The 25,531-nt window shown below is 66.8% G+C and carries 19 protein-coding genes and 2 pseudogenes; 9 read left to right on the top strand and 12 right to left on the bottom strand.

Annotation, left to right across the window (positions count from 1 at the left end):
• Positions 1-165: 165 nt before the first annotated feature.
• Positions 166-1,501: pseudogene (locus ACX80X_RS19045) on the top strand (IS1380 family transposase).
• Positions 1,502-1,884: 383 nt separating this feature from the next.
• A pseudogene (locus tag ACX80X_RS19050) lies at positions 1,885-2,085 on the top strand (NlpC/P60 family protein); the annotation flags it as partial.
• 49 nt (positions 2,086-2,134) lie between these two features.
• Here ACX80X_RS19050 and ACX80X_RS19055 read toward each other — a convergent pair.
• The 5 genes from ACX80X_RS19055 to ACX80X_RS19075 all read right to left on the bottom strand — a co-directional run bounded on the left by ACX80X_RS19055 (position 2,135) and on the right by ACX80X_RS19075 (position 9,401).
• On the bottom strand, positions 2,135-2,932 hold the full coding sequence (locus ACX80X_RS19055; protein ID WP_256473008.1) for an ABC transporter permease: 798 nt from the start codon (positions 2,930-2,932) through the stop codon (positions 2,135-2,137).
• Between the two features lie 121 nt (positions 2,933-3,053).
• The gene (locus tag ACX80X_RS19060; RefSeq protein ID WP_252600671.1) at positions 3,054-4,010 is read right to left on the bottom strand and encodes an ABC transporter ATP-binding protein; all 957 of its coding nucleotides are present in this window, start codon (positions 4,008-4,010) and stop codon (positions 3,054-3,056) included.
• Between the two features lie 74 nt (positions 4,011-4,084).
• The gene (locus tag ACX80X_RS19065) at positions 4,085-5,518 is read right to left on the bottom strand and encodes a LolA family protein (RefSeq protein ID WP_459313062.1); all 1,434 of its coding nucleotides are present in this window, start codon (positions 5,516-5,518) and stop codon (positions 4,085-4,087) included.
• A 100-nt stretch (positions 5,519-5,618) separates the two neighbouring features.
• Positions 5,619-8,333: a PEP/pyruvate-binding domain-containing protein gene (locus ACX80X_RS19070; protein WP_459313064.1), complete on the bottom strand. Its 2,715-nt coding sequence runs from the start codon at positions 8,331-8,333 to the stop codon at positions 5,619-5,621.
• A gap of 30 nt (positions 8,334-8,363) precedes the next feature.
• Positions 8,364-9,401, bottom strand: coding sequence for a universal stress protein (locus ACX80X_RS19075; protein ID WP_104063147.1), 1,038 nt, complete (start codon positions 9,399-9,401; stop codon positions 8,364-8,366).
• 418 nt (positions 9,402-9,819) lie between these two features.
• On the opposite strand from ACX80X_RS19075, the gene ACX80X_RS19080 reads away from it, so the two are divergent.
• Positions 9,820-10,452 (top strand): NAD(P)/FAD-dependent oxidoreductase, encoded by a 633-nt coding sequence (locus tag ACX80X_RS19080; RefSeq protein WP_104063146.1) that lies wholly within the window; start codon positions 9,820-9,822, stop codon positions 10,450-10,452.
• Here the strand turns inward: ACX80X_RS19080 and ACX80X_RS19085 are convergent.
• Both ACX80X_RS19085 and ACX80X_RS19090 read right to left on the bottom strand, forming a co-directional pair.
• Positions 10,449-11,078 (bottom strand): copper resistance CopC family protein, encoded by a 630-nt coding sequence (locus ACX80X_RS19085; protein WP_252610707.1) that lies wholly within the window; start codon positions 11,076-11,078, stop codon positions 10,449-10,451. The genes ACX80X_RS19080 and ACX80X_RS19085 overlap by 4 nt on opposite strands.
• Positions 11,079-11,192: 114 nt before the next feature.
• Positions 11,193-13,586, bottom strand: coding sequence for an ATP-binding cassette domain-containing protein (locus ACX80X_RS19090; protein ID WP_252614545.1), 2,394 nt, complete (start codon positions 13,584-13,586; stop codon positions 11,193-11,195).
• Between the two features lie 119 nt (positions 13,587-13,705).
• Here ACX80X_RS19090 and ACX80X_RS19095 point away from each other — a divergent pair, with 119 nt between their 5' ends.
• Positions 13,706-15,148: an NCS2 family permease gene (locus ACX80X_RS19095; protein ID WP_252600540.1), complete on the top strand. Its 1,443-nt coding sequence runs from the start codon at positions 13,706-13,708 to the stop codon at positions 15,146-15,148.
• Here the strand turns inward: ACX80X_RS19095 and ACX80X_RS19100 are convergent.
• Both ACX80X_RS19100 and ACX80X_RS19105 read right to left on the bottom strand, forming a co-directional pair.
• A complete protein-coding gene (locus tag ACX80X_RS19100) occupies positions 15,145-15,810 on the bottom strand; it encodes a response regulator (RefSeq protein WP_058930259.1) in 666 nt (221 codons plus the stop codon). The genes ACX80X_RS19095 and ACX80X_RS19100 overlap by 4 nt on opposite strands.
• Positions 15,807-17,384: a sensor histidine kinase gene (locus ACX80X_RS19105; RefSeq protein WP_252600541.1), complete on the bottom strand. Its 1,578-nt coding sequence runs from the start codon at positions 17,382-17,384 to the stop codon at positions 15,807-15,809. Before ACX80X_RS19105 ends, ACX80X_RS19100 begins: the two co-directional genes overlap by 4 nt.
• Positions 17,385-17,618: 234 nt before the next feature.
• Between ACX80X_RS19105 and ACX80X_RS19110 the strand changes: the two genes are divergently transcribed.
• The 5 genes from ACX80X_RS19110 to ACX80X_RS19130 all read left to right on the top strand — a co-directional run bounded on the left by ACX80X_RS19110 (position 17,619) and on the right by ACX80X_RS19130 (position 21,625).
• A complete protein-coding gene (locus tag ACX80X_RS19110; protein WP_252600543.1) occupies positions 17,619-18,629 on the top strand; it encodes a Bug family tripartite tricarboxylate transporter substrate binding protein in 1,011 nt (336 codons plus the stop codon).
• On the top strand, positions 18,626-19,138 hold the full coding sequence (locus tag ACX80X_RS19115; protein WP_252600544.1) for a tripartite tricarboxylate transporter TctB family protein: 513 nt from the start codon (positions 18,626-18,628) through the stop codon (positions 19,136-19,138). The genes ACX80X_RS19110 and ACX80X_RS19115 overlap by 4 nt, the downstream gene beginning before the upstream one ends.
• Positions 19,138-20,739: a tripartite tricarboxylate transporter permease gene (locus ACX80X_RS19120; RefSeq protein ID WP_252600545.1), complete on the top strand. Its 1,602-nt coding sequence runs from the start codon at positions 19,138-19,140 to the stop codon at positions 20,737-20,739. Before ACX80X_RS19115 ends, ACX80X_RS19120 begins: the two co-directional genes overlap by 1 nt.
• Before the next feature lie 80 nt (positions 20,740-20,819).
• Positions 20,820-21,221, top strand: a complete 402-nt coding sequence (locus tag ACX80X_RS19125) for a universal stress protein (protein ID WP_252600547.1) — start codon at positions 20,820-20,822, stop codon at positions 21,219-21,221.
• A gap of 146 nt (positions 21,222-21,367) precedes the next feature.
• On the top strand, positions 21,368-21,625 hold the full coding sequence (locus ACX80X_RS19130; RefSeq protein WP_252600549.1) for a hypothetical protein: 258 nt from the start codon (positions 21,368-21,370) through the stop codon (positions 21,623-21,625).
• A 121-nt stretch (positions 21,626-21,746) separates the two neighbouring features.
• Here the strand turns inward: ACX80X_RS19130 and ACX80X_RS19135 are convergent, their stop codons facing one another.
• From ACX80X_RS19135 to hutU, 3 genes are all read right to left on the bottom strand, one after another.
• On the bottom strand, positions 21,747-21,983 hold the full coding sequence (locus tag ACX80X_RS19135; RefSeq protein WP_056348863.1) for a hypothetical protein: 237 nt from the start codon (positions 21,981-21,983) through the stop codon (positions 21,747-21,749).
• Positions 21,984-22,144: 161 nt separating this feature from the next.
• Complete coding sequence (gene hutH / locus ACX80X_RS19140; protein ID WP_252600551.1) at positions 22,145-23,737, bottom strand: histidine ammonia-lyase; 1,593 nt, start codon at positions 23,735-23,737, stop codon at positions 22,145-22,147.
• Complete coding sequence (hutU, locus tag ACX80X_RS19145) at positions 23,734-25,437, bottom strand: urocanate hydratase (protein ID WP_252614546.1); 1,704 nt, start codon at positions 25,435-25,437, stop codon at positions 23,734-23,736. The genes hutH and hutU overlap by 4 nt, the downstream gene beginning before the upstream one ends.
• Between the last annotated feature and the right edge of the window lie 94 nt (positions 25,438-25,531).

Consider the following 25,531-nt stretch of genomic DNA (forward strand, 5'->3'; position numbering starts at 1 on the left):
GGGCGATTTTTCCGTTAAGGAAGAACGGTCTTTCAGTGGTGATTCCAAGGGTGTTGCAACTCCCGGTTTTCAGGGGGTGTTGCATCGATCACTGGAACTCGCCTCTTCGGGGAAAATTGGACTTGTTGAGAGTCAAAATCCCGCGAAAATCGGAGCACCTCGTAGATGAAAGTTTTCCATACCCGGGCGTCGGTTCCAGCGCGTTCGATGATCCGAATCTCGTGTCGTCGGCCGGGCTGGTCCCGGTCATGGGCCTGGCCGCAGATACCGGGCTCGGCGACCTGATCGACGAGCACGTGAAGGTGCCGGAGTATTGTCTCGGCCCTGGTCGCCGGGGTGTCCGCCGGCGCGGACTGCATCGACGACATGGGCATCCTGCGCCACGGCGCAACGGCGCAAACTGTTCAAAGGCACCTACACGCCCTCGACGCTGGGCTCGTTCCTGCGCAGGGTTCACCTTCGGACACGTCCGCCAGCTCGAGGCGCCCGCGGCCCGCTGGCTGATCAATCTCACAGGGCCACCCCGCTGGCCGCCGGGATCGATGATCTGGCTCTGGTCGATATCGACGACACGATCAAGGAGGTCTACGGCTATGAGAAACAGGGTTCCGGCTACGGCTACTCCGGCGTCCGCGGGATCAACGCCCTGATCGGCACCGTCACCACCAAAAAAGACGGCCCCGTTCATCGCCGCCGCGAGACTGCGCAAGGGCGCGGCAAACTCCGCCCGCGGTGCCGGTAAGTTCACCTCCGACCTGCTGGCCACCGTGGCCCGGCTGCGCTCCGCCGGTGCGACGGGCATGGTCCTGATGCGCTCCGATTCGGCGTTCTACGCCCATGCGGTGGCCGCTGCCGCCGCCCGGACCGGGCCGGGCCGGGGCGAAGATCCCCGGGACCGCGTGGGAGAAGATCGAATACTCCAACGCCATCTTCGACGAAGACAGCGGTAAATGGATCTCCGACGGCGAAGTCGCCGCAATCGGTTCACCGCGTTCACCTCGAAGAAGAAGGCCGAGCAGATCACCGGCCGCCCTCGTCGTCCGGCGGATCCCGGAACTGAACGCCAAGGCCGCCACCGGGCAGGACACCCCTGTTCGAGGCGCACCGGTTCCACGCGTTCTTCACCACCGTCGACCCATCCGTGCTGGACACGGTGGCCGCGGACAAGACCCACCGCGCGCACGCCGTAATTGAACAGGTCCACGCCGATCTGAAGAATTCCGCTTTGGGTTCGATGCCCTCGGGGAAATTCAACGCGAACGCCGCCTGGCTCGTCGCCGCGGTCATGGCGTTCAACCTCACCCGCGCCGCGGGGACCCTCGCCGGCGGGCGCTTCAGCAAAGCCGAAACCGCGACCATCCGGGACAAGCTCATCAACGTGCCCGCCCGCGTGGCGTCCTCGGCCCGGCGCGTGAGGCTCCACCTGCCCGAAGCCTGGCCCTGGCAAACACCATGGCAGCGACTTTTCGACCACGTCTACCCGCCGTCCCAAACCGCCTGAAACCCGTCAACCCAGCCGACACGGCGCAACCAGGACCAGCAGTGGAACTCCGAAGGGCAGAAAGGCCCGGCACCCAGCCCTGCCCTGCCCGCGTACAGCAAAACCCGCCGAAACCGTTCAGGCTACCCGCCCCTGCGGGCCGGTGGATTCAGGCTAAGCTGTAGTCTCAGCCGGTGGGTCACCGGGCTCGATAAAAGTGCCGTTAATGCCGAACCAACGTCAGGCATGAGCGTTGGCTTGAACCTTCCATCGACCGCTACTACTCGGTAGCGTTTACCATGGCTGACCTCAGCGCGAAAGGCCGCGTCTGCGCAGCCGCAGACCAGATCAGTGCCAAGCAGAGCCCCACCGCCTCCACGGTGCGCGAGCTGGCCGGTAAGTAAGCTCCCGTTCACGTGCCTATCTGGCAGGCCCGGCGCGGCGACCTGCTGGTCTGGGGCTCGGCCCCGGGCCTCTATCACGTGGCCATCTACCTGGGCAACGGCCAGGTAGTGCAGGCGCTGAACCCGGACGAGGGCATCGGCTTGACCCAGTTGAGCCGGATGGCCGGGATGCAGCTCCACCCTTACGCTGCCCGCTACTGACCGGCCCTAGGCACCCGGCCCACGGGTCCACGGGTCCACGGGTTCAGGCTCAGGACAGAACGTCCTTGGTGACGAACCGGCCATAGGCGAGCGCCCCGAACACGGCGATGTAGCCCGCCTGCAGCAGCGCGTTGCTGGTAAAAGAGTCCCACAGCACCGGTTGGCGCAGGACGTCCGCGAAGCCGAACCAGTAATGCGTAAACAGCCAAGGGTGCAGCCATTCCAACTGCGGCAATTGGTCCAGGACCTGCGAGACCACTGACAGCACCACAGTGGCGGCCATGGCGCCCACCGGGACCACCGTCAAGGTGGACAGGAACAGGCCGATCGCCGAGAGTCCTGCCAGGGACACCGCAAGGTAGGCAGCAATCAGGACCAGCCGCAGCGCGGCCTCATGGGGCTGGACGACGTCGCCGGACAGGAGCGTCACCGGCCCAACAGGGAACAGCGAAGCTCCGATCGCTGCCCCGGCCAGCGCAACGGTGACGGGAGCGGCCAGGCAGAACGCCAGCGCTCCCGCGTACTTCACCAGCAGCAGGCGCACGCGCCCGGCGGGCGCCACCAACAGGTACCGCAGCGTGCCCAGGCTGGCCTCGCCGGCGATGGTATCGCCCGCCACGACGCCAATGGTCAAGGGCAGGAACAGCGGCACCGAGACCAGCATCGCCGCGACCGCGACAAAAAGCCCGTTCTGGCTGATCCGGTCCAAGAAGGCAGGTCCCCTTCCGGGAGGAACGGATGACGAGAGCCGGACGGCGACGGCGATCAGCACCGGTATCGCGGCAAGCGCCAGCAGCATGGCCGCGGTCCGGCGACGCCGGAACAGCGTCTTCAGCTCAGACGCCAGCAGGGACAGGCTCGACGGCGCACCTGGAGCGCTCCTGAGCCCAGAACCACTGCTGGTTTCGGAACCAGTACTGGCATCAGGAACGCTGCTGGCTGAAGGGAAACTACCGGCGTCGGAAGCACTATTGGGCAATGTCGAACCCCTCCCCCGTCAGCGCCACAAAGCGCTCCTCCAGGCTTTCCCGCTCAACGGAAAAGCCCCGCACGCGCACCCCGGCCGCCACGAGCTCCGCCACAATGTCCTCCGGGGCCGCCAGCCGGGACGCAGCCGCGGCGGCGGTCAGCACGTCCCCGTCCGGTTCAGGTGTTCCGGCCTCAAGGCTTCTCTCCGGGGACATGCCCAACCGCAGCAGGACCTCACTGGCCGTCCCGGCGTCGGGCGTTAACAGGCGGATCCGGGTCTCACCGGCCTGGCGGAGCTCCGTCAGCGGGCCCTGGGCCACCAGCCGCCCGGCGCTCATGATGGCCGCGTGCGTGCAGATCTGTTCCACTTCTGCCAGGAGGTGGCTGGAGACGAAGACGGTGGCGCCGTCGGCGGCCAGCGACCGGACCAGGCTCCGCACTTCCCGCGTTCCCTGCGGGTCCAGCCCGTTGGTGGGCTCATCGAGCACCAGCAGTTCCCGCGGCGACAGCAGCGCGTTGGCGATCCCCAGCCGCTGCTTCATACCCAGGGAGTAGGCGTGGACCCGCTTGCCGGCGGCGTGCGAGAGGCCCACCCGCTCAAGCGCGGCAGCAACGCGGGCGGTCCGGGTTGCGGGCGCCGCATGCCGGCTGGCAGCATCCAGGCGGTGCAGGTTGGCGGTGCCGGAAAGGAACGGATAAAACGCCGGCCCCTCCACCAGCGCACCGACGCGCGGCAGGACGTCGTGCAGGCGCTGCGGCATCTGCAGGCCCAGGACGCTGACGGTTCCGGCCGACGCCGCGGCAAGGCCCAACAGCATCCTGATGGTGGTGGTTTTGCCGGAACCGTTGGGGCCCAGGAACCCGAACACGGCGCCGTGGGGAACGGCGAGGTCCACGTTGTCGACCGCCAGTTGGTGGCCGAAACGCTTGGTCAGGCCTTGGGTCTCGATGGTCAGCCCGGCCGTCCCATTGCCTGCGGAAGTAGTCCTAGCTGCGGCTATCCCGGGGCCCGCTGTCCCCCCGGCCGCAGTCACGCCGCGCCGGCGGCGGCCTGCAGCCGCTCCGCCGGGACCATCCCCACAAAGATCCTGCCGTCGTCCGTCAGGAGGACGTTGACCAGTGCCGTGGACAGGAGCCGTCCGCCAGGAACGACGACGGCGGCCTGGGACAGGAGCGGATCGTTCAGCAAGGATTCAGTCCAGGCAGCCCCTTGCCCGCCGGGTGCCGCGGGGAACCCGATCACGGTTTCCCAGCCCTTGCCGGTCACTGTTGGCCGGGGTGCGTCACGGTGCCGCACGCTGTCGTCGCTGCCGGGAACCTTGTCCGGGACGGGGAGCTGTTCCGGCACGGCGGTGGGCTGGTCCAGCGGAACCGCGTCCGGAGGAACCTGGTCCGGCGCAGTGGGCTGGTCCGGCGCAGTGGGCTGGTCCGGCGCGGTGGGCTGGTCCGGCGCGGTGGGCTGGTCCGGGCCGCTGTCCGGAACCACGCCGGGCGGAATCCCACCGGGACTGGGCGGGAGGGCTGGCCGGCCGGGCATATACGGGACCGGCGGCACTGGCAGCTCTTTGACCGTCGCGCCCGGCGGGGCAACAAACGTAAACACGGAGTCGTCCGGGGCCGCCAGGGACAGGCTGGTGAAGCCGGCCTCAAAAGCCGGTTCCGCCTGGCCGCGTGCCATCACAGTTACGCGCAGCGGCATTCCTGTCTCGCCGTCGACGGCGATGGCAACTTTCTCAAGCAGTGTTCCCTGCGTCCTTGGCGCCAGTGCCAGGCTGTAGGCGGACCGGCCGGCGACTTCGACGTCCGGACCCACCGTCACCTCGGTGGAACTGTCCACGACGGCGAGGAACTTCCGGGCCAGATCCTCGGGCGTCGGCATTACGGGCGGGCCGGGCACGAACTCGCCGGGCAGGATGGGCAAGGGCAGGTCGGGCTTCGGAAGGTCCGGACCCGGCAGGTCGCCGGGCGGTGCGGGAGGTCCAGGCAGGGCGGGAACTCCGGGCGCAGGCAGCGGCAGGTCGCTGGCGAACGCCGGCAGGGCCAGGTGGGCGGCGCTGTTGTCCTTGGAGTTGTAGAACCACACGTCGTTGTCGCGCCGGATGACGTCGCGTTCAGCGAGCCGGTCCATCACTTGGACCCGCATCTTGGTTGGCCCGTCCATAAAGATCCGGGCGGTGTGTTCGCCGGTCAGGAACTCCAGGACCGACGCGGCCCCGCCGGCCGACACCGGTCCGGAGCTCGGACCGGCGGCCGGCAGTTCGGGCAGGCCCAGCTCGGCGGACTGCTGGACTGTTCCGGAGAATGACCTGGTGTTGTGCTGGCCCAGGAGGGTCAGGACCTCAGCCGGAGTCTTTTGTGGCAGCGGATCGCCGGCCCGCGCCGGAATGGATCCCACCAGCACACCGGCGGCGATCACTGCAGGTACAGCTGCGGCAGGCACCCAGCGCAGCCATGCGCGGTTCATGCCAGCCCCGCTTCATCCTTGGAGCCCATACTTCAGGTTACGCCTGGGGACCACCACCGCACACGTCCCCTTCTGGAAGTCATGCCGAAGGGCACTCCGGCTACGACGGCACCACGGTTCCGGCGCCGCCGTCGACCGTTATTTCCTGCCCGGTGAAGAGCCGGAGCGTGGCGTCCGGGACGCCCACCACCGCCGGGATGCCGTACTCCCGCGCCACCACGGCCCCGTGCGAATTTGGTCCGCCCATCTCCATCACCAGTCCGCCCGCGGTGAGGAACAACGGCGTCCAGCCGGGGTCCGTGGACGGCGCCACCAGGATTTCTCCCGGTTCCAGATGCGCACCCACCGGGTCGAGGATCACGCGGGCGGCCGCTGTGACAACACCGGCCGACGCCGGGCTCCCGCTCAGTGCCCCCGGCACCTTGGATGCCGTCACAGCGTCGCCGGATGGAATGGCTTCCGGCTCCGTGCCGTCCGACAGCAGGACCCGGGGTATGTGGCGCCGTTCAAGTTCCACGGCGTAGTCCGCGCGCCGCTGCGCCACCAGGTCCCGGAGGTCAGCCGCTCCCGAATCGAGGCCGGTCCGGGCTTCATCCAGGTCCAGGAAGAAGACGTCATCCGCGTCGGCTACCACCCCTGCCGCAGCCAGCGCCGCGCCGGCCAAGGCCAGTTGCTTCCGAACTTCGGCGAGGCCCACCACCAGCTGGTACTTGGGCAGCTCGCGCAGTCCGGCGAAAAACCTAACCCGACGCAGTGCCGCCCGGACCACCGTCCCGCGCAGCCGGCCGCGGCTCCGCGCCTCCGCGACGAGGCGGTCAACGCAGGCGTCCGCTTCCTCAGCAGCGTTGCTGAACTGGACATCCGGCGCCAGCCCTGAATCCTCGAGCCGGAGATAGTTGGCCAGGACACCCAGGATGTGGGTGGGGTCATCAGACCAGCGCGGCATCCCGACATCGATCTCGGCCACCGCCCGGTGACCGTACTGGCCCATAAACCGCGCCAGCCCGGACTGCAGCACCGCGGGCAGCCGGCCCGCGCGGAAGTCTTCGGCCAGATCGGCGGGTTTTCGGTCCGTCACGGCGGCGCGGGAACCGCCGTCGTTCTTAATCACCTGGGCGAGGCGCCACAGCTCCAGGTCCATTTCCGTGGTGACGTTGTTGGGCAGCCCGCGGAGCACAACCTGCAGGTCATCCCACCGGCCGCCGCCCAGCAGTTTTCCGGCGAGCGCGAGGGCAGCGAACCCGAGAGCCGGAAGCGGCAGGATGGACGGCACTACCGAGAAGATGCGCGTGCCGAGTACGTGTTCGGCGTGGTCCAGGCGCTGCAGCGGGGTGAGGCCGGCGGGCGGTTCGAGGGAGTCGGCGAACTCGCGCGCCCGCCGGTTGGTCCTGCGGAGGGCCGCGTCCGGGCGGAAAACGGCCCGGAGCAGCGTCTCCGGCACCCTGGCATGCACCGCCGCCGGGACCACGTGCCGCAGCAAGCCCAGCGGCGTCCTGCGAGTCACGGAAAACCGTGGGTCCTCGAAAACCCTGCGCAGCACCGTGGCCGAGCGAGCTTCCATCACGTCAAAGACGCGGGGAACGATCCGTCGGCCGGTGGTGCTGCGGGCTACGGCGGTCAGATCAAAGTAGATCCGTTGGGCCGCCACTGCGTAAGGGGACGGACCCCTGCGCGGCTCGGGCACATCGAACTGCGCCGCGCGGGCCACCGAGGAGGCAATAAGCCGGAAGGCTGCCAGACCCATGGGCGTGATGGGGCGGGTCAGGCCCTGCGCCAGGCTGAAGCAAAGGTAAACGCGCGTGCCCTCCCCGCCGGCGGCCCGCTGCGGGACGGGGAACAGCGTGGTGATGGGCCGCGACTGGGTCAGCCAGAAATGACCATCGCCGGCAATGGCCCATTCAATGTCCTGCGGCGAGCCAAAGTGGCCCTCCACCCGGTGGCCTAAGGCTGCAAGTTCGGCGGCCTGCTTGTCCGTCAGGCACGCCGCCGCCCCGCCGTTGCTGATAGCCAGGGTCCGTGTGCCGCCGCCGGGGATGGGCCGGACCGCGATGCGTTTGTCCCCAAGCCGGCGTTCCAGGACCCGCCCGGTGAGCGGGTCAACGACGAAATGGTCCGGGTTCACGGCCCCGGACACCACCGCTTCCCCCAAGCCCGGGCTGGCATCGATCACGGCCTGCCTCCGGCGGCCCGTCAGCGGGTTCGCGGTGAAAAGCACACCGGCGGCGGTGGCGTCCACCATCCGCTGGACCACCACGGCCAGCGCCACCGCGGCCGGGTCTATCCCCCTGCTTGCCCGGTAGCTGACCGCCCGGTCCGTCCAGAGCGAGGCCCAACAGTTGCGCACGGCTTCCACGACGGCGGCAGCGCCCACCACGTTCAGATAAGTGTCCTGCTGGCCGGCGAAACTCGCCGACGGAAGGTCCTCCGCAGTGGCTGAGGACCGGACGGCCACCGGAACGTTGTCCCCCAGGGCTGCATAGGCCTGTTCGACGGCGGCGGCCACCTCGGTGGGGACCGGGGCGTTTTGGATAATACCCCGGGCCCGGGACGCCAGCACAGCCAGGGCGGGGAGGTCGCCGTCGGGCGTTGCCTGAAGAGCAGTGTGGACGGCGGCGAGCAGGCCGTCCGTTCGATGCGCGTGGCCCGCGGCCGCCTCGCGGTAGGCCTCCGTGGTGAGGCAGAATCCGTCAGGCACGGGCAGCCCGGCGGCGAGCAGCTCCCCCAGGTTGGCCGCTTTGCCACCCACCAGGGGAATCATTGCTGCGGTGACCGCCTCCAATCCGAGGATGGGAGACGAACTGCCGGTGTCAGGCATTTTCATGCCTCCTGCTGCGAAGGTGATGGGTCAGGCTGCGCCGGGGATCGGTCCGAACTGCGCCCGGTCCGCCAGCCGCGGATCGTCGCGGTCCGGAACCACCAGGACCGGGCTCTTGGCGTGGTGGAGCACACCGCCGGACGTGGAGCCCAGGAGCATGCCGGTGAACCCGCCACGGCCCCGGGTGCCCACAACCACCAGTTCTACGTGCCGGCTGGCCTCAACGAGAACATCCACGGCCGAACCGTCCAGCAGTTCCGACTCCACGGAAAGGTTGGGGTAGTGGCTTTTTAGCCAGGCCATCCCGGCGTTAAGTTGGACCCGGATGTCATCGAAGAGGGCTTTGCGGTCCATGGGGGCCGGAACCCAGGCCAGGGAGCCGCTGAACTGCGGCACCGCACAGATCACGCGCAGGGTTGCCCCGAGCCGTTCAGCCTGGTCCGCAGCCTCCAGCACGGCGATGCGTGCCTGTTCGGACCCGTCCACGCCCACCACCACAACGTTCTCGACCTGCTTGTGTCCTGGCTTGGCCTGCTCGGCCCTGATGCGCTTGTCTTCGGTGGTTTCGCCCAGCCGGTCCGAACACACCAGCGGCACCGTGACCGTGGGGCACTTGGCGTGAGCCGGCAGGGCGCTGCTCACCGAGCCCAGCAGGCGTCCCACAAATCCGCCACGGCCGCGGGTGCCGAACACCAGCAGATCGGCTGTCTCGGACATTTCCAGGAGCACACCCGAGGCGTCGCCGTTCTCCACGGAGCCGTCAACTTCGATGTTGTAGCCGGAAACCTTGTCCAGCGCCTGTTTGACGATCGCTTCAGCGCCCTCGCGGATCACGGAATCATCCACGGTGGCGTACCCGCCGTCCAGCCCGGACGCCGCAAAGATCGGCACTGAATACGCGGTGACAATATGCAACGGCCGACGGCGGCGCTCGGCTTCCCGGGCAGCCCACACCAAAGCGCACTGGCCGTGGTCGGATCCATCCACCCCCACAACAATTCCCACCGGAGCAGCCGAATTTCCGGCCCGGTCCTGTTCCGGATCCGGATGCATCTCTTGTGCGCCCATCGGGCCGCCTCCTCGCGATACTGCCTTATGTTGCGGCTATTCTGCCAGAAGCGGCGCCCTCCGCCCGCACCGGCCGCGATGTGGGCCCCGACGGGCTGGAGAACCCTGCTTCCGCTTCTCACTATTCTCGGTCCGCAGACACTTAGCAAGCGGCTGCGGACCGCTGGATGGCGGGTTATTCACAGCCCATGGCAAACGGAGTGGCAACCGTATTCAACGATAAGAAGAATGTTTGTGTTTGGGCTATCCACGGCCCTGAATGTTCTGTAGTCTTCGAGGCACTGCCGGTCCGCCGACGCCCAATTCAGGTGCGTCCCGGGCCGGTGCTGCGGCCGAACTTTGGGGGTAACGGAACGCATGCGGGGCAACGCTGCCTGCATCCGAAAGCCTTTGAAGGAGGAAAACTGTAGTGTCAAGCATGCCTCTGAATGGCGGGACCGAACGGACCACCACGGTGATCATCGGCACGGGGCTCTCAGGCCTGGCTGTCGGCGCAGAATTGCGCCGCCGCGGTGTGGACGCGATTGTGGTGGACGGGCTCGACATCCTCGGCGCCGGACAACCGGCCAACACCGCTTCACTGCAACGCTGCGACGCAGCCGACTCCGACTCCCTCCGGGAGCGCAACGAGATCCTCCGCCACCTGCGCAACTACGCCGCCAGCCACCACATGGATGTCCGCAACACCACCCGGGCGGTTCAGCTGACCATGGTGGGCGGCGCACCAGGCGGAAATACTGCGGGAACAGCCGCGGGCTCCCCGTCCGGCAAGTGGGAAGTCCATACGCCCAACGGAATCCTGCTGGCTGACAACATTGTGCTGACCCGGTGCGCGCACAGCCAGCTGCGGCGCATGCTCAGCGACTTCGGCATCACGGTTGGCCGCAACCTGGTGGCAGCCATGCGGCAGATCGGCATCTACCTCGTGGGAGTGGGCGAGCTCATCACGCCCTCACCAAAGGAAGTCCTGCGTCAGGCGAAGACCGTGGGCCAGGCCATTTCAGCAACGGTCCAGGCCACGGTCCACCCGGAAAGCGCCGCCGCCGTCTAAGCCTGTTCGGTTTCGTCGTCGCTGCCTGCGTCGAGGCGGCGCTTCGCGAGGATACCGATGGCCACCAGCAGCCCGACGGCCACTGCGGCAAAGAGCACCAGGCTCCAGGGGAACGGTTCGGACGCGTCCTCGGCCGGGGCCGGAGCTGCCACGGTTCCCGGCTGCGCGGTTCCCATCGTGGGAACAGCGGCCGACGGCGCGGCTCCCGCCGACGATGTTCCCGAGGGCGCGGCTCCCGCCGCCGCGGCGGTCGCCGTGAAGCCGAATGTCCCCTCAATCGGGTGGGAATCCGAGCTGACCACCCGCCAGGCCACCGTGTACGCCCCCGCCGGAGCGCCGGCCTTGAGCTTTTGGGTGGCAGTGCTGTCCACGATCTCAACAGCGCCGTCCGCCCACTCAGCCCCGGCGGAATCCTTGACGGAGAACTGTGCGCCGATGCCCAGCGGGTTCTTGTTGAAGGTGACGGAGACGTGTTCCGGCGTTGTGGCCACCGTGGCGCCCTGTGCGGGGCTGCTTGACTCGGCCGCATCATGTGCCGTCGCCGGGGCGGAAAACCCCAGCAGCGCGGCGGCAAGAACGAAGGTCCCGAGCACAACGCTCAGCAACTGGCGGCGGATGGATCGCATGGGTGTACTGCTCCCTAGGGTTGGCGTCCTTCAAGCCTAGGCGAACTTCCCTTGGCAGCGGCAGCACACGCTTCCCGGGTACGTTTCCCGGGCACTCTTCCCGGGCACCGGCATTCAGCCGGCGACGTAAGCCGCGAGGTGCTTGCCGGTGAGCGTGGGCTTGGCGGCCACAAGCTCTGCAGGCGTGCCCTCGAAAACGACCTTGCCGCCGTCGTGCCCTGCGCCGGGACCGAGGTCGATGATCCAGTCGGCGTGCGCCATGACCGCCTGGTGGTGCTCGATGACGATGACCGATTTGCCGGACTCGACAAGCCGGTCAAGGAGGCCCAGCAGGTTCTCGACGTCGGCGAGGTGGAGGCCGGTGGTCGGCTCATCGAGGACGTAGACGTCGCCCTTCTCTGCCATCTGCGTGGCCAGCTTGACGCGCTGCCGCTCGCCGCCGGACAGGGTGGTGAGCGGCTGGCCGAGCGTCAGGTAACCAAGCCCGACGTCGACGAGCCGGTCCAGGATCTTGTGGGCGGCGGGCGTGCGGGCCTCCCCTTCGCTGAAGAACACTTCGGCCTCTGTCATGGACATGGCCAGCACTTCGGAGATGTTGCGGCCGCCCAGCGTGTATTCCAGCACTGACGCCTGGAACCGCCGGCCCTCGCAGTCCTCGCACGTGGACTCGACGGTGGCCATCACGCCGAGCTCGGTGAAGATGACGCCCGCGCCGTTGCAGGTGGGGCAGGCACCTTCGGAGTTGGAGCTGAACAGCGCCGGCTTCACGCCGTTGGCCTTCGCGAACGCCTTGCGGATCGGCTCGAGCAGGCCCGTGTAGGTGGCGGGGTTGCTGCGGCGGGAGCCCTTGATGGCGCCCTGGTCGATCATCACAACGCCGTCACGTCCTGCAACGGAACCGTGGATCAGCGAGCTTTTGCCGGAACCGGCCACACCCGTTACCACGCAGAGCACGCCGAGCGGAACGTCCACGTCCACGTCCTGGAGGTTGTGCGTGGAGGCGCCACGCACCTCGAGGACCCCGGACGGTTTGCGGACTGATTCCCTGACCTTGGCCCGGTCATCGAGATGGCGGCCGGTGATGGTGTCGCTCCCCCGCAGCCCCTCCACGCTGCCCTCGAAGCAAACGTTGCCACCCGCGGTGCCGGCGCCGGGACCGAGATCGACCACGTGGTCGGCGATGGCGATGGTCTCGGGCTTGTGCTCGACGACGAGCACGGTGTTGCCCTTGTCCCGCAGCTGAAGCAGCAACTGGTTCATCCGCTCGATGTCGTGCGGGTGCAGGCCGATGGTGGGTTCGTCGAAGACGTAGGTGACGTCCGTGAGGGACGACCCCAGGTGCCGGATCATCTTGGTGCGCTGGGCCTCTCCTCCGGAGAGGGTGCCGGCCGGGCGGTCGAGGGAGAGGTAACCCAGCCCGATCTCGGCGAACGAGTCAAGGAGGTGCCGCAGGCCTTTGAGGAGCGGCGCAACCGACGGCTCGTCGAATTCGCGGACCCACTCGGCCAGGTCGCTGATCTGCATCTCGCAGAGGTCGGCGATGTTCTTGCCCTGGATCCTTGAGGACCTGGCCTCGGGGCTGAGCCGCGTGCCCTCGCACTCGGGGCAGGCCTGGAAAGTGATGGCGCTCTCCACGAAGCGCCGCACGTGCGGCTGCATCGCCTCGACGTCCTTGGACAGCATGGACTTCTGGATCTTCGGGATGATGCCCTCGAACGTGAGGTTGATGCCCTCAACCTTGATCTTGGTGGGCTCGGAGTACAGCATCGTCTCAAGCTGCTTCTTCGTGAACGTGGCAATCGGTTTGTCCATCGGGAGTCCCATGCCCTCGAACAGCCGGCCGTACCAGCCGTCCATGCTGTAGCCGGGGACGGTCAGTGCACCGTCGCCGAGCGACTTGCTGTCGTCGTACAAGGCCGTGAGGTCGAAGTCGGAGACCGAGCCCATGCCCTCGCACCGCGCACACATGCCGCCCAGATAGACAACGTTCTGCACCACGGCCTTCTCCACCCGGCCTCCGGCCTTCTCGGTGCTCATCACACCGCTGGCCTTCCGCGTCGGGACGTTGAAGGAGAATGCCGTGGGCGGCCCGACGTACGGCGTGCCCAGCCGACTGAAGAGAATCCGGAGCATGGCGTTGGCGTCCGTGGCAGTGCCCACCGTGGAGCGGGGGTTCGCGCCCATCCGCTCCTGGTCAACGATGATCGCCGTGGTCAGCCCGTCGAGGTGGTCCACGTCGGGCCGCGCCAAGTTAGGCATGAACCCCTGCACAAAGGCGCTGTAGGTCTCGTTGATCATGCGCTGGGACTCCGCGGCGATCGTCGCGAACACCAGTGAGCTCTTGCCCGATCCGGACACCCCGGTGAACACCGTCAGGCGCCGCTTGGGGATCTCGATGCTGATGTCCTTGAGATTGTTCTCCCGGGCGCCCTGCACACTGATCAGATCGTGGCTGTCGGCAATGTGGTCCGCGGGGAGCTGCTGGACTGTCGATGTGTCAGTAGTCATGGCGTCTCCAACATTGCTCGGCATTGTGAGGTTCCTGACAGACATTCTAGGCACGCACACTAGGCGCGGTCCCCGCCCTCTAGGATCGAGTAACCCCAACAACACATCCCGGAGGACTAATGCTTAAGCAGGGCTCTGCCTTGGACCGGTACTTCAAGATATCCGAGCGGGGGTCCAACCTCTCCCGCGAGATCCGCGGCGGCTTTGCCACGTTCTTCGCCATGAGCTACATCGTGGTGCTTAACCCCCTGATCCTCTCCGGCCCGGATTCCAGCGGCAACACACTTGGTTTTGCCGCCGTGGCTGCTGTGACGGCGTTTGTGGCGGGCATCCTCACCATCCTGATGGGCGCCTGGGGCAGGCACCCCTTCGCGCTGGCCGCGGGGCTGGGCGTGAACGCCTTTGTGGCCGTCACCGTGGCCACTAACCCGGGCCTGACGTGGCCGGACATGATGGGCCTGGTGGTCCTGTCCGGCGTGACCATGATGATCCTGGTCCTCACCGGCTTCCGGACCGCCGTCTTCAAGGCCGTCCCGGACGGGCTCAAGACCGCCATTGTGGTGGGCATCGGACTGTTCATCGCCCTGATCGGGCTGGTGAACGCCGGCTTTGTCCGCCGCATCCCCGACGCTGCCGGTACCACTGTTCCGGTGGGCCTAGGCTTCGACGGCAAGCTGCTGGGCTGGCCCACGGCCGTCTTTGTGTTCGGCCTGATCCTCACCATCGCCCTGGTGGTCCGCAAGGTCAAGGGCGCCATCCTGATCGGCATCATCGCCTCCACCATCATTTCCGTGATCCTGGAAATGACCCTCCACATCGGCCCCAGCTTTGACGGCACTACCGCCAACCCGCAGGGCTGGTCCCTCGTGGCACCGTCCTTTACGGGGTGGAGCGCCCCGGACCTGTCGCTGATCGGCAAGGCCAACCCGTTCGGCGCTTTTGAACACCTGGGCTTCGTGGCCGCCACCCTGCTGGCATTCGTGATCCTGCTCAGCATCTTCTTCGATGCCATGGGCACCATGGTGGGCCTGGCCAACGAGGCCGGCACGGTGGACAAGGACGGCAACATCCCGGACGTGGACCGTGTGCTCCAGGTGGACGCGCTCGGCGCGATCGTGGGTGGCGGCGCCTCCGTCTCCTCGAACCAGATCTATGTTGAGGCCGGCGCCGGGATCGGCGAGGGTGCTCGGACGGGCGTGGCGTCCATCGTCACCGGCCTGCTGTTCCTGGTGGCTATGTTCTTCACCCCGCTGATCAACCTCGTTCCGTTCGAGGCGGTGGCCCCGGCCCTGGTGGTGGTGGGCTTCATGATGGTCTCCCAGGTGGGCAAGATCGACTGGCAGGACTGGGGAATCGCCATCCCGGCTTTCCTGACCATGACCCTGATGCCGTTCACGTACTCCATCGCCAACGGTCTCGGCGCAGGCTTCATCGCCTATGTCCTGATCCGGTCGTTCCAGGGCCGCATCAAGGACGTCCACCCGCTGATGTGGGCGGTGGCCGGCGCGTTCCTGCTGTTCTTCGCCGTCGGTCCCATCGAGGCCGCACTGGGCATGCCCTAGCCCTTCAGCACATACCGCCGCTCGGGCCTGCCCACGCCGTACTTAAGCCGGACCTCCAGCACGCCTTCGTCGTGGAGGTACTCCAGATACCGGCGCGCACTGACCCTGGACGTGCCCAACTGGACCGCCACTTCGGCGGCGGAGAGGTCGCCGTCGGCCTCCTTCAGGGCAGCTTCCACGAGCTTCAGCGTTTCGATGCTGCAGCCCTTCGGCAGCGGCCGATCGGTCCGGTCCAGCCCGAACACCCGGTTCACGTCCGACTGCTCCGCCACATCCTTGGCCGAGTCGAGGCCCTGGTAGGCGCTGCGGTAGTGCTCCAGCCGTTCCTGCAGGTCAGTCTGCGAGAAGGGCTTGATGAGGTAGTGCACAATCCCGCCGCGGAGGGCCTTGCGCACCGTGTCCACTTCACGGGCGGCGCTGATCACCAGGACATCCAGTTCCGGGGCCACTTCGCGCAGTTTGTGCATCAGGTCCAGGCCGTTGATGTCCGGCAGGTGGATATCGAGCAGCACCAGGTCCGGTTGCAGCCGCCCCGTTTCGATGACCGCCTGGGCGCCGGTATGGGCCACCCCGACGACGGCGAACCCGGGAGTGCGCTGAATGAACCCTGCGTGGACCTTGGCCACCATAAAGTCGTCATCGACGATCAGGACTTTGATCATTGCTGCATTCTCCGTGTTCGTTCCAGCCGGGCGGTGAAGACCGCCCCGTTGTTGTTGGTTACCGTGAGGTCGCCGCCGCTGCGCCGGCAGACCACCCGGGACAGCGCCAGGCCGAAGCCCCTGCTGCCGCCGGGGCCCGGGTCCTTGGTGGTGAAACCCTGCTGGAAGATCTCCCCCGGATCCCCGGCGACGCCGGGGCCGGAATCGCGGACGGTGACCGTCACGCCGTCGGCTGTGTCCTCCACGAGCACCCTGACCTCTGCCTCCGGAAGCCCGGTGACGGCGTCGAACGCGTTGTCCACCAGGTTCCCGACGACCGTGGTCAGGTCGCGGGACAGCTCATCATCAACGCGCTTCAGCCCGGATTCCGGGTCTAGCTGCAAGCTAACCCCGCGTTCGGTGGCGAGGCTCGACTTGGCGATCAGGAGCGCGGCGAGCGCCGGGTCCTGGATGCGGCTGGTGACCTCGTCGTTGAGCCGGGTCCTGTCCAGCGTGGCACCGTTGACGAACTGGACCACGGAATCGTATTCCCCGATCTGGATGAGGCCGGAAATCACGTGCAGCTGGTTGGCGAATTCGTGGGCCTGCGCGCGCAACGTGTCAGTGGCCGTCCGGGTGGCGCCCAGTTCACGTTCCAAGGAAGACATCTCAGTTCGGTCGCGCAAGGTGGTGACCGCGCCAATATCCCGGCCCCGGGACTGGATCGGCACACGGTTAAGCACCACAAGCCGCTCCCCCACCAGCACCAGCCGGTCCGGGTCCACCTGCTCCTGGGTGAGAACGTCCTTCAGCGCCGGGTCCACCGCGAGCGCCGCCAGGTCCTTGCCCACACAGTCAGCGGGCAGCCCGAGCAGTTCGCGGGCGCTGTCATTAGCCACAGTTACGCGTTGGTACGGATCGAGGGCAACCACGCCTTCCTTTAACCCACGAAGCATGGCCTCCCGGTTTTCCACCAGCCCGGTGATTTCGCTGGGCTCCATGCCGAGCGTCTGCCGCTTGACCCGGCGGGCCAGCAGCAGCGAGCCGGCTACTCCCAGCACGCTGGCGATACCCAGGTAGGTCAGCAGGTTGGGGGCAGCGTCGCCGAGCCTCTCCAAAACGGACGGATAGTGCCGGCTGATGGAGGCGATCCCGATCATCGTGCCGCTGTCATCAAGGACCGGAACGTGCGCTGAGAGCGACTGCGAACCGGATCCGCCCACCGCGCCGGTCCACGAGCGGCCTTCCATGACCCGGCTGTCACCCAGTTCCAACGGTTGGCCCAACAGACTTGGATCTGAGGAGGCCACCACCGTGCGGTCAATCTTGGCAATAGCCACGTGCGAGGACCCAGAGACCGTCCGCACTGACTCGGCCACCGTGGGGAGGGCTGACCCGGCCCTGGGTTCGGCGGCCGGAAGGAGCGCCCGCACTGTAGGGTTGGCGCCCAGCGCTTCGGCGGCGGAGAGTGCCCGGCGGCCCTCAATCCGTTCAAAGGTCGCGGCCGACTGCGTCAGCGAGATCGCAGCCACGGCCACCAGCACGGCGAGGACGATCAGCAACTGCAGCACCAGGTACTGCCCAGCGAGGGACATTCCTCTACGTCGAGACACTGTGGTTCTTTCCTCTGGGCGGCGGGGGGACCCGCGGGGTCCCGGAACTATACCCCCACCGTACGCGGATCAACGGGGCCGGTGGGCTGCCGGAAACGTGAACGCAATGAACTTAACGTTCTCTGCGTACACAAGAGTGATGCCCATCACTTACCGGCCTAGCATCGGAACTACAAGTCAGCCCTGCTGATCAATTTTGATTGAAAGAGGAACACCATGCGCCAAATCCGCGCAATGCGAATCGCCGCCGTCGCCGCCGGCATCGCCCTGATGGCCACCGGCTGCGGTGCCACCGGAACCAGCTCCACCAGCACTGCCACCTCCGGCGCTGCTGCCGGCCCGGTGACGGGACTCCAGATCATGGTACCCAACACCCCGGGCGGCGGCTACGACACAACTGCCCGTGCCGCAGCGAAAGTCCTCGACGACGAGAAGGTCGCCACCAATACCGAGGTCTTTAACCTTGCCGGAGCCGGCGGAACCGTGGGCCTGGCCCGCATTGTCAACGAAAAGGGCAATGGGGACCTGACCATGCTCATGGGACTCGGGGTGGTGGGCGCCAGCTACACCAACAAGTCCGAGTCCAAACTGACAGCCACAACCCCGCTGGCTAAGCTCATTGAAGAGCCTGGTGCCATCATGGTCAGCAAGGATTCACCCTACAAGACCATCGACGATCTGGTGAAGGCCTGGAAGGCTGACCCGGGCTCTATCGCCGTAGGCGGCGGTTCCTCCCCCGGCGGCCCGGACCACCTGCTGCCCATGCAGCTCGCGGGTGCGGTTGGCATCGACGCCACCAAGGTCAACTTCGTGTCCTACGACGGCGGCGGGGACCTCCTCCCAGCCATCCTGGGCAACAAGGTGGGCTTCGCAGCTTCGGGCGCCGGCGAGTACCTCCAGCAGATCCAGTCCGGCGAGGTCCGCGTCCTGGCGACTAGCGGTGCCGAACGGCTCAAAGCCGTCGACGCTCCCACCCTAAAGGAATCTGGCATCGACCTGGTATTCACCAACTGGCGCGGCATCGTGGCCCCTCCGGGAATCTCCGAGGATGACAAAGCCAAGCTGATTGCCGCCCTCGAAAAGATGCACGGCACCGCTGCCTGGAAGGAAACCCTTGTGAAGCACAGCTGGACGGACGCCTTCATCACCGGGGACGAATTCAAAACCTTCCTGACCGAGCAGGACAAGCGGGTGGCGGACGTCCTCACGAAGCTTGGCCTGGCGTGAGTTCGTCACAAACTTTGACTTCCAGGCTCAAAGGCCGCTCCGAGCTGGGGGTTGCCCTCCTGCTCGGAGTGGCGGGCGTCCTCGTCCTGGTGGATGCATTAGCCCTGGTAACTCCGTATTCTCAATCGGATCCCGTGGGACCAAAGACGCTGCCGTACATAGTGGCCGGCCTGCTCTTCGTCTGCGCGATCATGCTGGCAGTCAACGTGCTGCGCGGCGGACAGGGCGAAGCCGAAGGCGGTGAGGATGTGGATCTCTCACACCCCGCGGACTGGAAGACCGTCCTGCCGCTGGTGGGAGCCTTTGTCGCCAACATCCTGTTGATCGACTGGGCAGGCTGGGTCATCTCCGGGACCGTGCTGTTCTGGGGCAGTGCGTGGGCCTTGGGCAGCCGGCACTACGCACGTGACGGCATCATCGCGGTACTCCTGTCCGTGCTCACCTTTTACGGTTTCTACTTGGGCCTCGGCATACCGCTGCCCGCCGGCCTCCTGGAAGGGATTCTCTGATGGATGTCTTCTCCTCCCTCATGGACGGCTTTGCCACAGCACTGACCCCCATGAATTTCCTTTACGCTGTCATCGGTGTGCTCCTGGGCACTGCCGTCGGAGTGCTCCCAGGCCTGGGCCCGGCTATGACCGTTGCTTTGCTGCTCCCGGTTACGTATGTCCTGGAACCCACCAGCGCCTTCATTATGTTCGCTGGCATCTACTACGGCGGCATGTACGGCGGATCCACTACCTCCATCCTGCTCAACACCCCGGGTGAATCGTCGTCTGTGGTGACGGCCATTGAAGGCAACAAGATGGCCAAAGCCGGCAGGGCCGCCCAAGCCCTGGCGACGGCGGCTATCGGCTCGTTTGTGGCGGGCACTATAGGCACCGCTTTGCTGGCTGTCTGCGCACCGATTGTGGTGGAGTTCGCCGTCAGCCTTGGAGCCCCAAGCTACTTTGCCATCATGGTCCTGGCGCTCCTGGCAGTAACCGCCGTCCTTGGCTCATCCCGCCTGCGGGGCTTTGCCTCTCTGGGCCTCGGCCTGGCGATCGGTCTGATTGGCATGGATTCAGTCACCGGCCAGCGCCGTCTCACCTTCGGCCAGCCCTTGCTGGCTGACGGCCTGGACATCGTGGTGGTGGCAGTGGCCATCTTCGCCGTGGGCGAGGCACTGTGGGTTGCCGCACACTTGCGGCGCAACCCGCTGCAAATCATCCCCGTAGGACGTCCGTGGATGGGCAAGGAGGACTGGAAGCGCTCCTGGAAGCCCTGGCTCCGTGGAACGGCGTACGGTTTCCCGTTTGGTGCACTTCCGGCCGGCGGGGCCGAGATCCCCACGTTCCTGTCCTATGTCACCGAGAAACGCCTCAGCAAGCACCCCGAGGAGTTCGGCAAGGGCGCCATCGAGGGGGTTGCCGGGCCGGAAGCAGCCAACAATGCGGCCGCCGCCGGCACCATGACCCCCCTGCTGGCCCTGGGCCTGCCCACCAACGCGACCGCAGCCGTGATGCTGGCAGCCTTTGCTTCATACGGCATCCAGCCGGGACCCCTGCTGTTCGCCAACGAAGGACCGCTGGTCTGGGCGCTGATCGCGAGCCTCTTCATTGGCAACTTCCTGCTCCTGGTCATCAACCTGCCCCTGGCTCCCATGTGGGCAAAAATCCTACAGTTACCGCGGCCATATCTGTATGCGGGGATCCTGTTCTTCGCCACGCTGGGCGCCTATTCGGTGAACCTGCAGGTGTTCGATCTGGTGCTCCTGCTGGCCCTCGGTGCGCTCGGATTCATGATGCGCCGCTTCGGACTCCCTGTACTGCCGCTCATCCTCGGCGTGATCCTGGGGCCGCGGATCGAAGGGCAGCTTCGCAGGACGCTGCAGCTCAGCGCGGGCGACCCCGCCGGACTCTTTGGTGAACCGATTGCCATCGGCGTTTATGTCATCATTGCGATCATCCTCATATGGCCGCTGCTGTTCAAGCTGTGGCGCCGCAACCGTCCGGCCACCAGCCTCCCGTCCCCAAACGCCACTCGCGGATCCGAACCGACAGACGTGGCCCGCGGCTCCGTCAGCCATGGCAGCCACCGGGCCGACGGAAATTCCGACGGCGACGGCTAGTAAGTCCACGCCTTCCCCTCCACCGCCGGCGGCAGAAAACCACAAAGTACAGACCAGACCGCAGACCACAAGGAGCAACCATGACGATCGTGGTGGGATACGTCCCCACACCAGAGGGCGAAGCGGCGCTGACTCAGGCCATCGCCGAAGCCCGGAAGAACAACACCACCCTGTTGGTGATCAACTCCTCCAAGGGCGATGCCCTGGTGGACAACCGGTACGCCCAGGAGCCCGAAGTGCAGAGCATCGAGGCGCGCCTGGCCACCCACGGGATCGACCACGTGATCAAGCAGCCGGTCCGTGGCCATGACGCGGCAGCGGAGGTCCTCGATGCCGCGGAGGAGCACAACGCCGACCTCATCGTGATCGGGATTCGCCGCCGCACCCCGGTGGGCAAACTGATCATGGGCAGCACCTCGCAGCGGATCCTGCTCGAGGCTGATTGTCCAGTTCTGGCCGTCAAAGCGGGCATGGCGGGCTGAGCGGGCGTTACCTTCGATCCGAAGCTTGTTCGTGAGACCACACCTTAACGGTGCGGTTCAGCGAACAAGCTTCGGATTTTCGGCGTCTGGGCGTTCGAGATAGCAGTCATCTGACATCTAGGTTCATCACCGGTATACTTGAAGCTATGACTATAGCTACATTGGAACGCCCCCTGGCCGCCGTTACGGCCGACGAGGCCTCAGATGCCCGGTCCATCGACCTGCAGTTTTCCACTGCCGACGAGATGCATGAAGGCCTGGACAACGCCGTTGCCACGCTGATCGAGCCGGCAAAAGACGCGGCCTGCGGCATCCTTGTGACGCGCCTGCGCCCGGGACGCTTCACCGTGGCCCTGGACGAGTCGGTCCCCTTTGGTGAAACGTACGAAAGCATTGCAGCCTGAGCTGATTCGGCCCTGGATCCGGGCTTCGATCGATGCTTCGATCCCGCCCGCGATCCACGCAAAGAGTCCCCGACTTCCGTTACCGGAAGTCGGGGACTCTTTGCTATTTGGTCTTGTGTTCCTAACTCCTGCGGACCTCTACACCGTCGGATTTAAGGAAAAGTTCTTTTTCTGACGGAGTGGCCGGCACGAGCCACAGCACGTTCCCGCTCTGCGATACTTCTTCCACTTCGCCCGCCGCAATGACGTGCGCGTGTTTGATGATTTCCACCCGGTCCCCGGCTTTGAGCGTTCCCCACTCCGAGATGGTGGCCGAGTGGACATTGCGCCTCGACAGGACAGCCCCACGTGCTTTCATTTGAACTACTACCCCTTTGTATACGTCCTGCGCCACAGCCTCTTTGATGTGACTTTTACTACACCTTCAGTTCTACTACACTTCCCGGCGTCGAATTGTTCGTGTTGCACCATATTTCGACATTGGACGAATTTCTCGGCAGGACCGAAGGATATTCCCGCTCAGGCAAGAATTCCGACGGCGGATTCGGCGGCTGCCCGGACTCTTCCTGAGGCAACCAGACGGTCAGCTGCCTCCAGCTCCGGTGACAGGAACCGGTCGGTTCCCGGGCCTTCGACGACGGACCGCAGCACCCCGATCACTGCAGCGCCTGCCGGGCCGGGGAGGAGCTCGCCGTCGGACAGCTGCGTCCGCATGTCGATGGCGCGGGCACTCGTCACCAGTTCGATGGCCAGGACGCGGCGAAGGTTCTCCACGGCCTTGCGGAGCTTTCGGGCCGCGTGCCAGCCCATGGACACGTGGTCCTCCTGCATGGCGGAGCTGGGAATGGAATCCACCGACGCCGGGACGGCCAGGCGCTTGTTCTCCGAGACCAGCCCGGCCTGCGTGTACTGGGCGATCATCAGGCCCGAGTCGACACCCGGATCCGCGGCCAGGAACGCCGGCAGCCCGTGCGAACGCGCCGGGTCCAGCATCCGGTCCGTCCGGCGCTCAGCGATGGAGCTGAGGTCCGCAACGGCAATGGCCAGGAAGTCCAGGACGTAGGCCACTGGTGCGCCGTGGAAGTTGCCGTTGGAGCTGACGCGCCCGTCCGGCAGGACCACCGGGTTGTCGATGGCCGCGGCGAGCTCGCGGGATGCCACCATGGCGGCGTAGTCCACCGTGTCCCGCGCGGCCCCGGCCACCTGGGGCGCGCAGCGCAGCGAGTAGGCGTCCTGGACTTTGGAATCCCCCACCCGGTGCGAGGCCACGATCGGCGAGTTCGACAACACACGCAGCATGTTGTCCGCGCTGGCGGCCTGGCCGGGGTGCGGACGCAAGGCCGCATGCAGCTCCGGCACAAAGACCTGGTCCGTACCCAGCAGCGCCTCGACACTGAGCGCGGCGGTGATGTCCGCCGTCGTCAGCAGTTGGCGAAGGTCCGCGATGGCCATCAGGAGCATGCCCAGCATTCCCTCGGTGCCGTTTACCAGCGCCAGGCCTTCCTTCTCGGCGAGGGTGACCGGTTCGATACCGTGCCCGGCGAGCAGCTCGGCGACAGGCGCCTCACCCCGCCCGCCGTACGTCACGCCGTCGGGCCCTTCCGCTTCACCCTCTCCCATCAGCACCAGGGCGCAGTGGGACAGCGGGGCGAGGTCGCCGGAGCAGCCAAGCGAGCCGAATTCGCGGACCACCGGTGTGATGCCGGCGTTGAGCACGTCCACCATGGTCTGCAGGACGACGGGGCGGACGCCGGTGCGGCCGGATGCGAGGGTTTTGGCGCGCAGGAACATAATGCCGCGGACCACCTCGCGTTCCACGGCCGGGCCCATGCCGGCGGCGTGGCTGCGGATCAGCGATTTCTGCAGCTGGGTGCGCAGCTCGCTGGGGATGTGCCGGTTGGCCAGCGCGCCGAAGCCGGTGGAAATGCCATAGGCGGGGGTCTCGCTGTGCGCGAGTTCGTCGATGTGCGCGCGGACCTTCGCCACCGTGTCCAGCGCCTCCTGGGCGATGGTCACCTGGGCGTTGTGACGGGCGACGGCGACAAGGTCCTCGGGCGTGACGCCGCTGGAGCCGAGGGTGACGGTGAGCGGTGAGTGGGTGGTGACGGTCACTTTGTGATTCCTTCTTGCATCGGGATGCGGACGCCGCGCTCTTTGGCGACGTCGAGTGCGCGGTCGTAGCCGGCGTCGGCGTGGCGGATGACGCCCATGCCGGGGTCGTTGGTGAGGAGGCGTTCGAGTTTCTGCGCGGCGAGGTCGGTGCCGTCGGCGACGGAGACCTGGCCGGCGTGGATGGAGCGGCCGATACCGACGCCGCCGCCGTGGTGGATCGAGACCCAGGTGGCGCCGGAGGCGGTGTTAAGCAGGGCGTTGAGCAGCGGCCAGTCCGCGATCGCGTCGGAGCCGTCGGCCATGGCCTCGGTCTCCCGGTACGGGGAGGCGACGGAGCCGGAGTCCAGGTGGTCGCGGCCGATCACGATGGGCGCCTTGACCTTGCCTTCCTTGACGAGCTGGTTGAACAGCAGGCCGGCCTTGGCGCGGTCGCCGTAGCCCAGCCAGCAGATCCGGGCCGGCAGGCCCTCGAACTCGACCCGTTCCTGGGCCGCATCGATCCAGCGGTGCAGGTGCTTGTTCTCGGGGAAGAGTTCCTTGATGGCCGCATCCGTGACCGCGATGTCCTCGGGGTCACCGGAGAGCGCCACCCAGCGGAACGGGCCCAGACCCTCGCAGAACAGCGGGCGGATGTAGGCCGGGACGAAGCCGGGGAATTCGAAGGCACGGGTGTAGCCGCCCTTGCGGGCCTCGTCGCGGATGGAGTTGCCGTAGTCGAAGACCTCGGCACCGGCGTCCTGGAACTCCACCATGGCCTGGACGTGCCGGGCCATCGAGGCCTGGGCCTTCTTGGTGAAGCCCTCCGGGTCGGCGGTGGCCTCGGTATGCCATTCCAGGACCGTGATGCCTTCGGGCAGGTAGGACAGCGGGTCGTGGGCGGAGGTCTGGTCCGTGACGATGTCGACCGTGAGTTCGCCCGCACGGTGGCGGCGCAGGATCTCGGGGAAGACCTCGGCGGCGTTCCCGACATAGCCCACGGACCAGCCGCGGCGCTCCTCCTTGGCCGCCAGGACCTTGGCGATGGCGGTGTCGAGGTCGGTTTCGACCTCGTCGAGGTAGCGTTTGCCGGCGCGGCGGCGGAGGTGGCTTTCGTCGACGTCGACGATCAGGCAGGCGCCCTCGTTCAGGGTGACGGCGAGCGGCTGCGCGCCGCCCATGCCGCCGCAGCCGCCGGTGAGGGTCAGGGTGCCGGCGAGGGTGCCGTCCTCGTCTCCGGTGAGTTTGCGGGCGATCGCGGCGAAGGTCTCGAAGGTGCCCTGCAGGATGCCCTGGGTGCCGATGTAGATCCAGGACCCGGCGGTCATCTGGCCGTACATCATCAGGCCCTCGGCCTCGAGCCGGCGGAACTCGGGCCAGGTGGCCCAGTCGCCCACGAGGTTGGAGTTCGCCAGCAGCACCCGCGGCGCCCATTCGTTGGTCCGGAACACACCGACCGGCTTGCCGGACTGGACCAGCAGCGTCTCGTCGTTCTCCATGGTTTCGAGGGTGCGGGTGATCGCATCAAACGCCGCCCAGGACCGGACGGCACGGCCGGTCCCGCCGTAGACCACCAGGTCATCCGGGCGTTCGGCGACCTCGGGGTCCAGGTTGTTCATCAGCATCCGCAGCGGGGCTTCGGTCTGCCAGCTCTTGGCGGTGAGCTCGGTGCCGCGGGCAGCTTTGACCGGGCGGGCACCGGTAGTGAAATCGGCGGGTGCCATGAGGGACTCCTTTGTGTTCTGGGCGAGTACGAGGTTCGCGGTGTTGGGAAGAGGTTCTGTATCAACTAAAGCCGTTCCGGGCCGGGCCGGACAG

This window comes from Pseudarthrobacter sp. MDT3-1 (genome assembly GCF_054510755.1).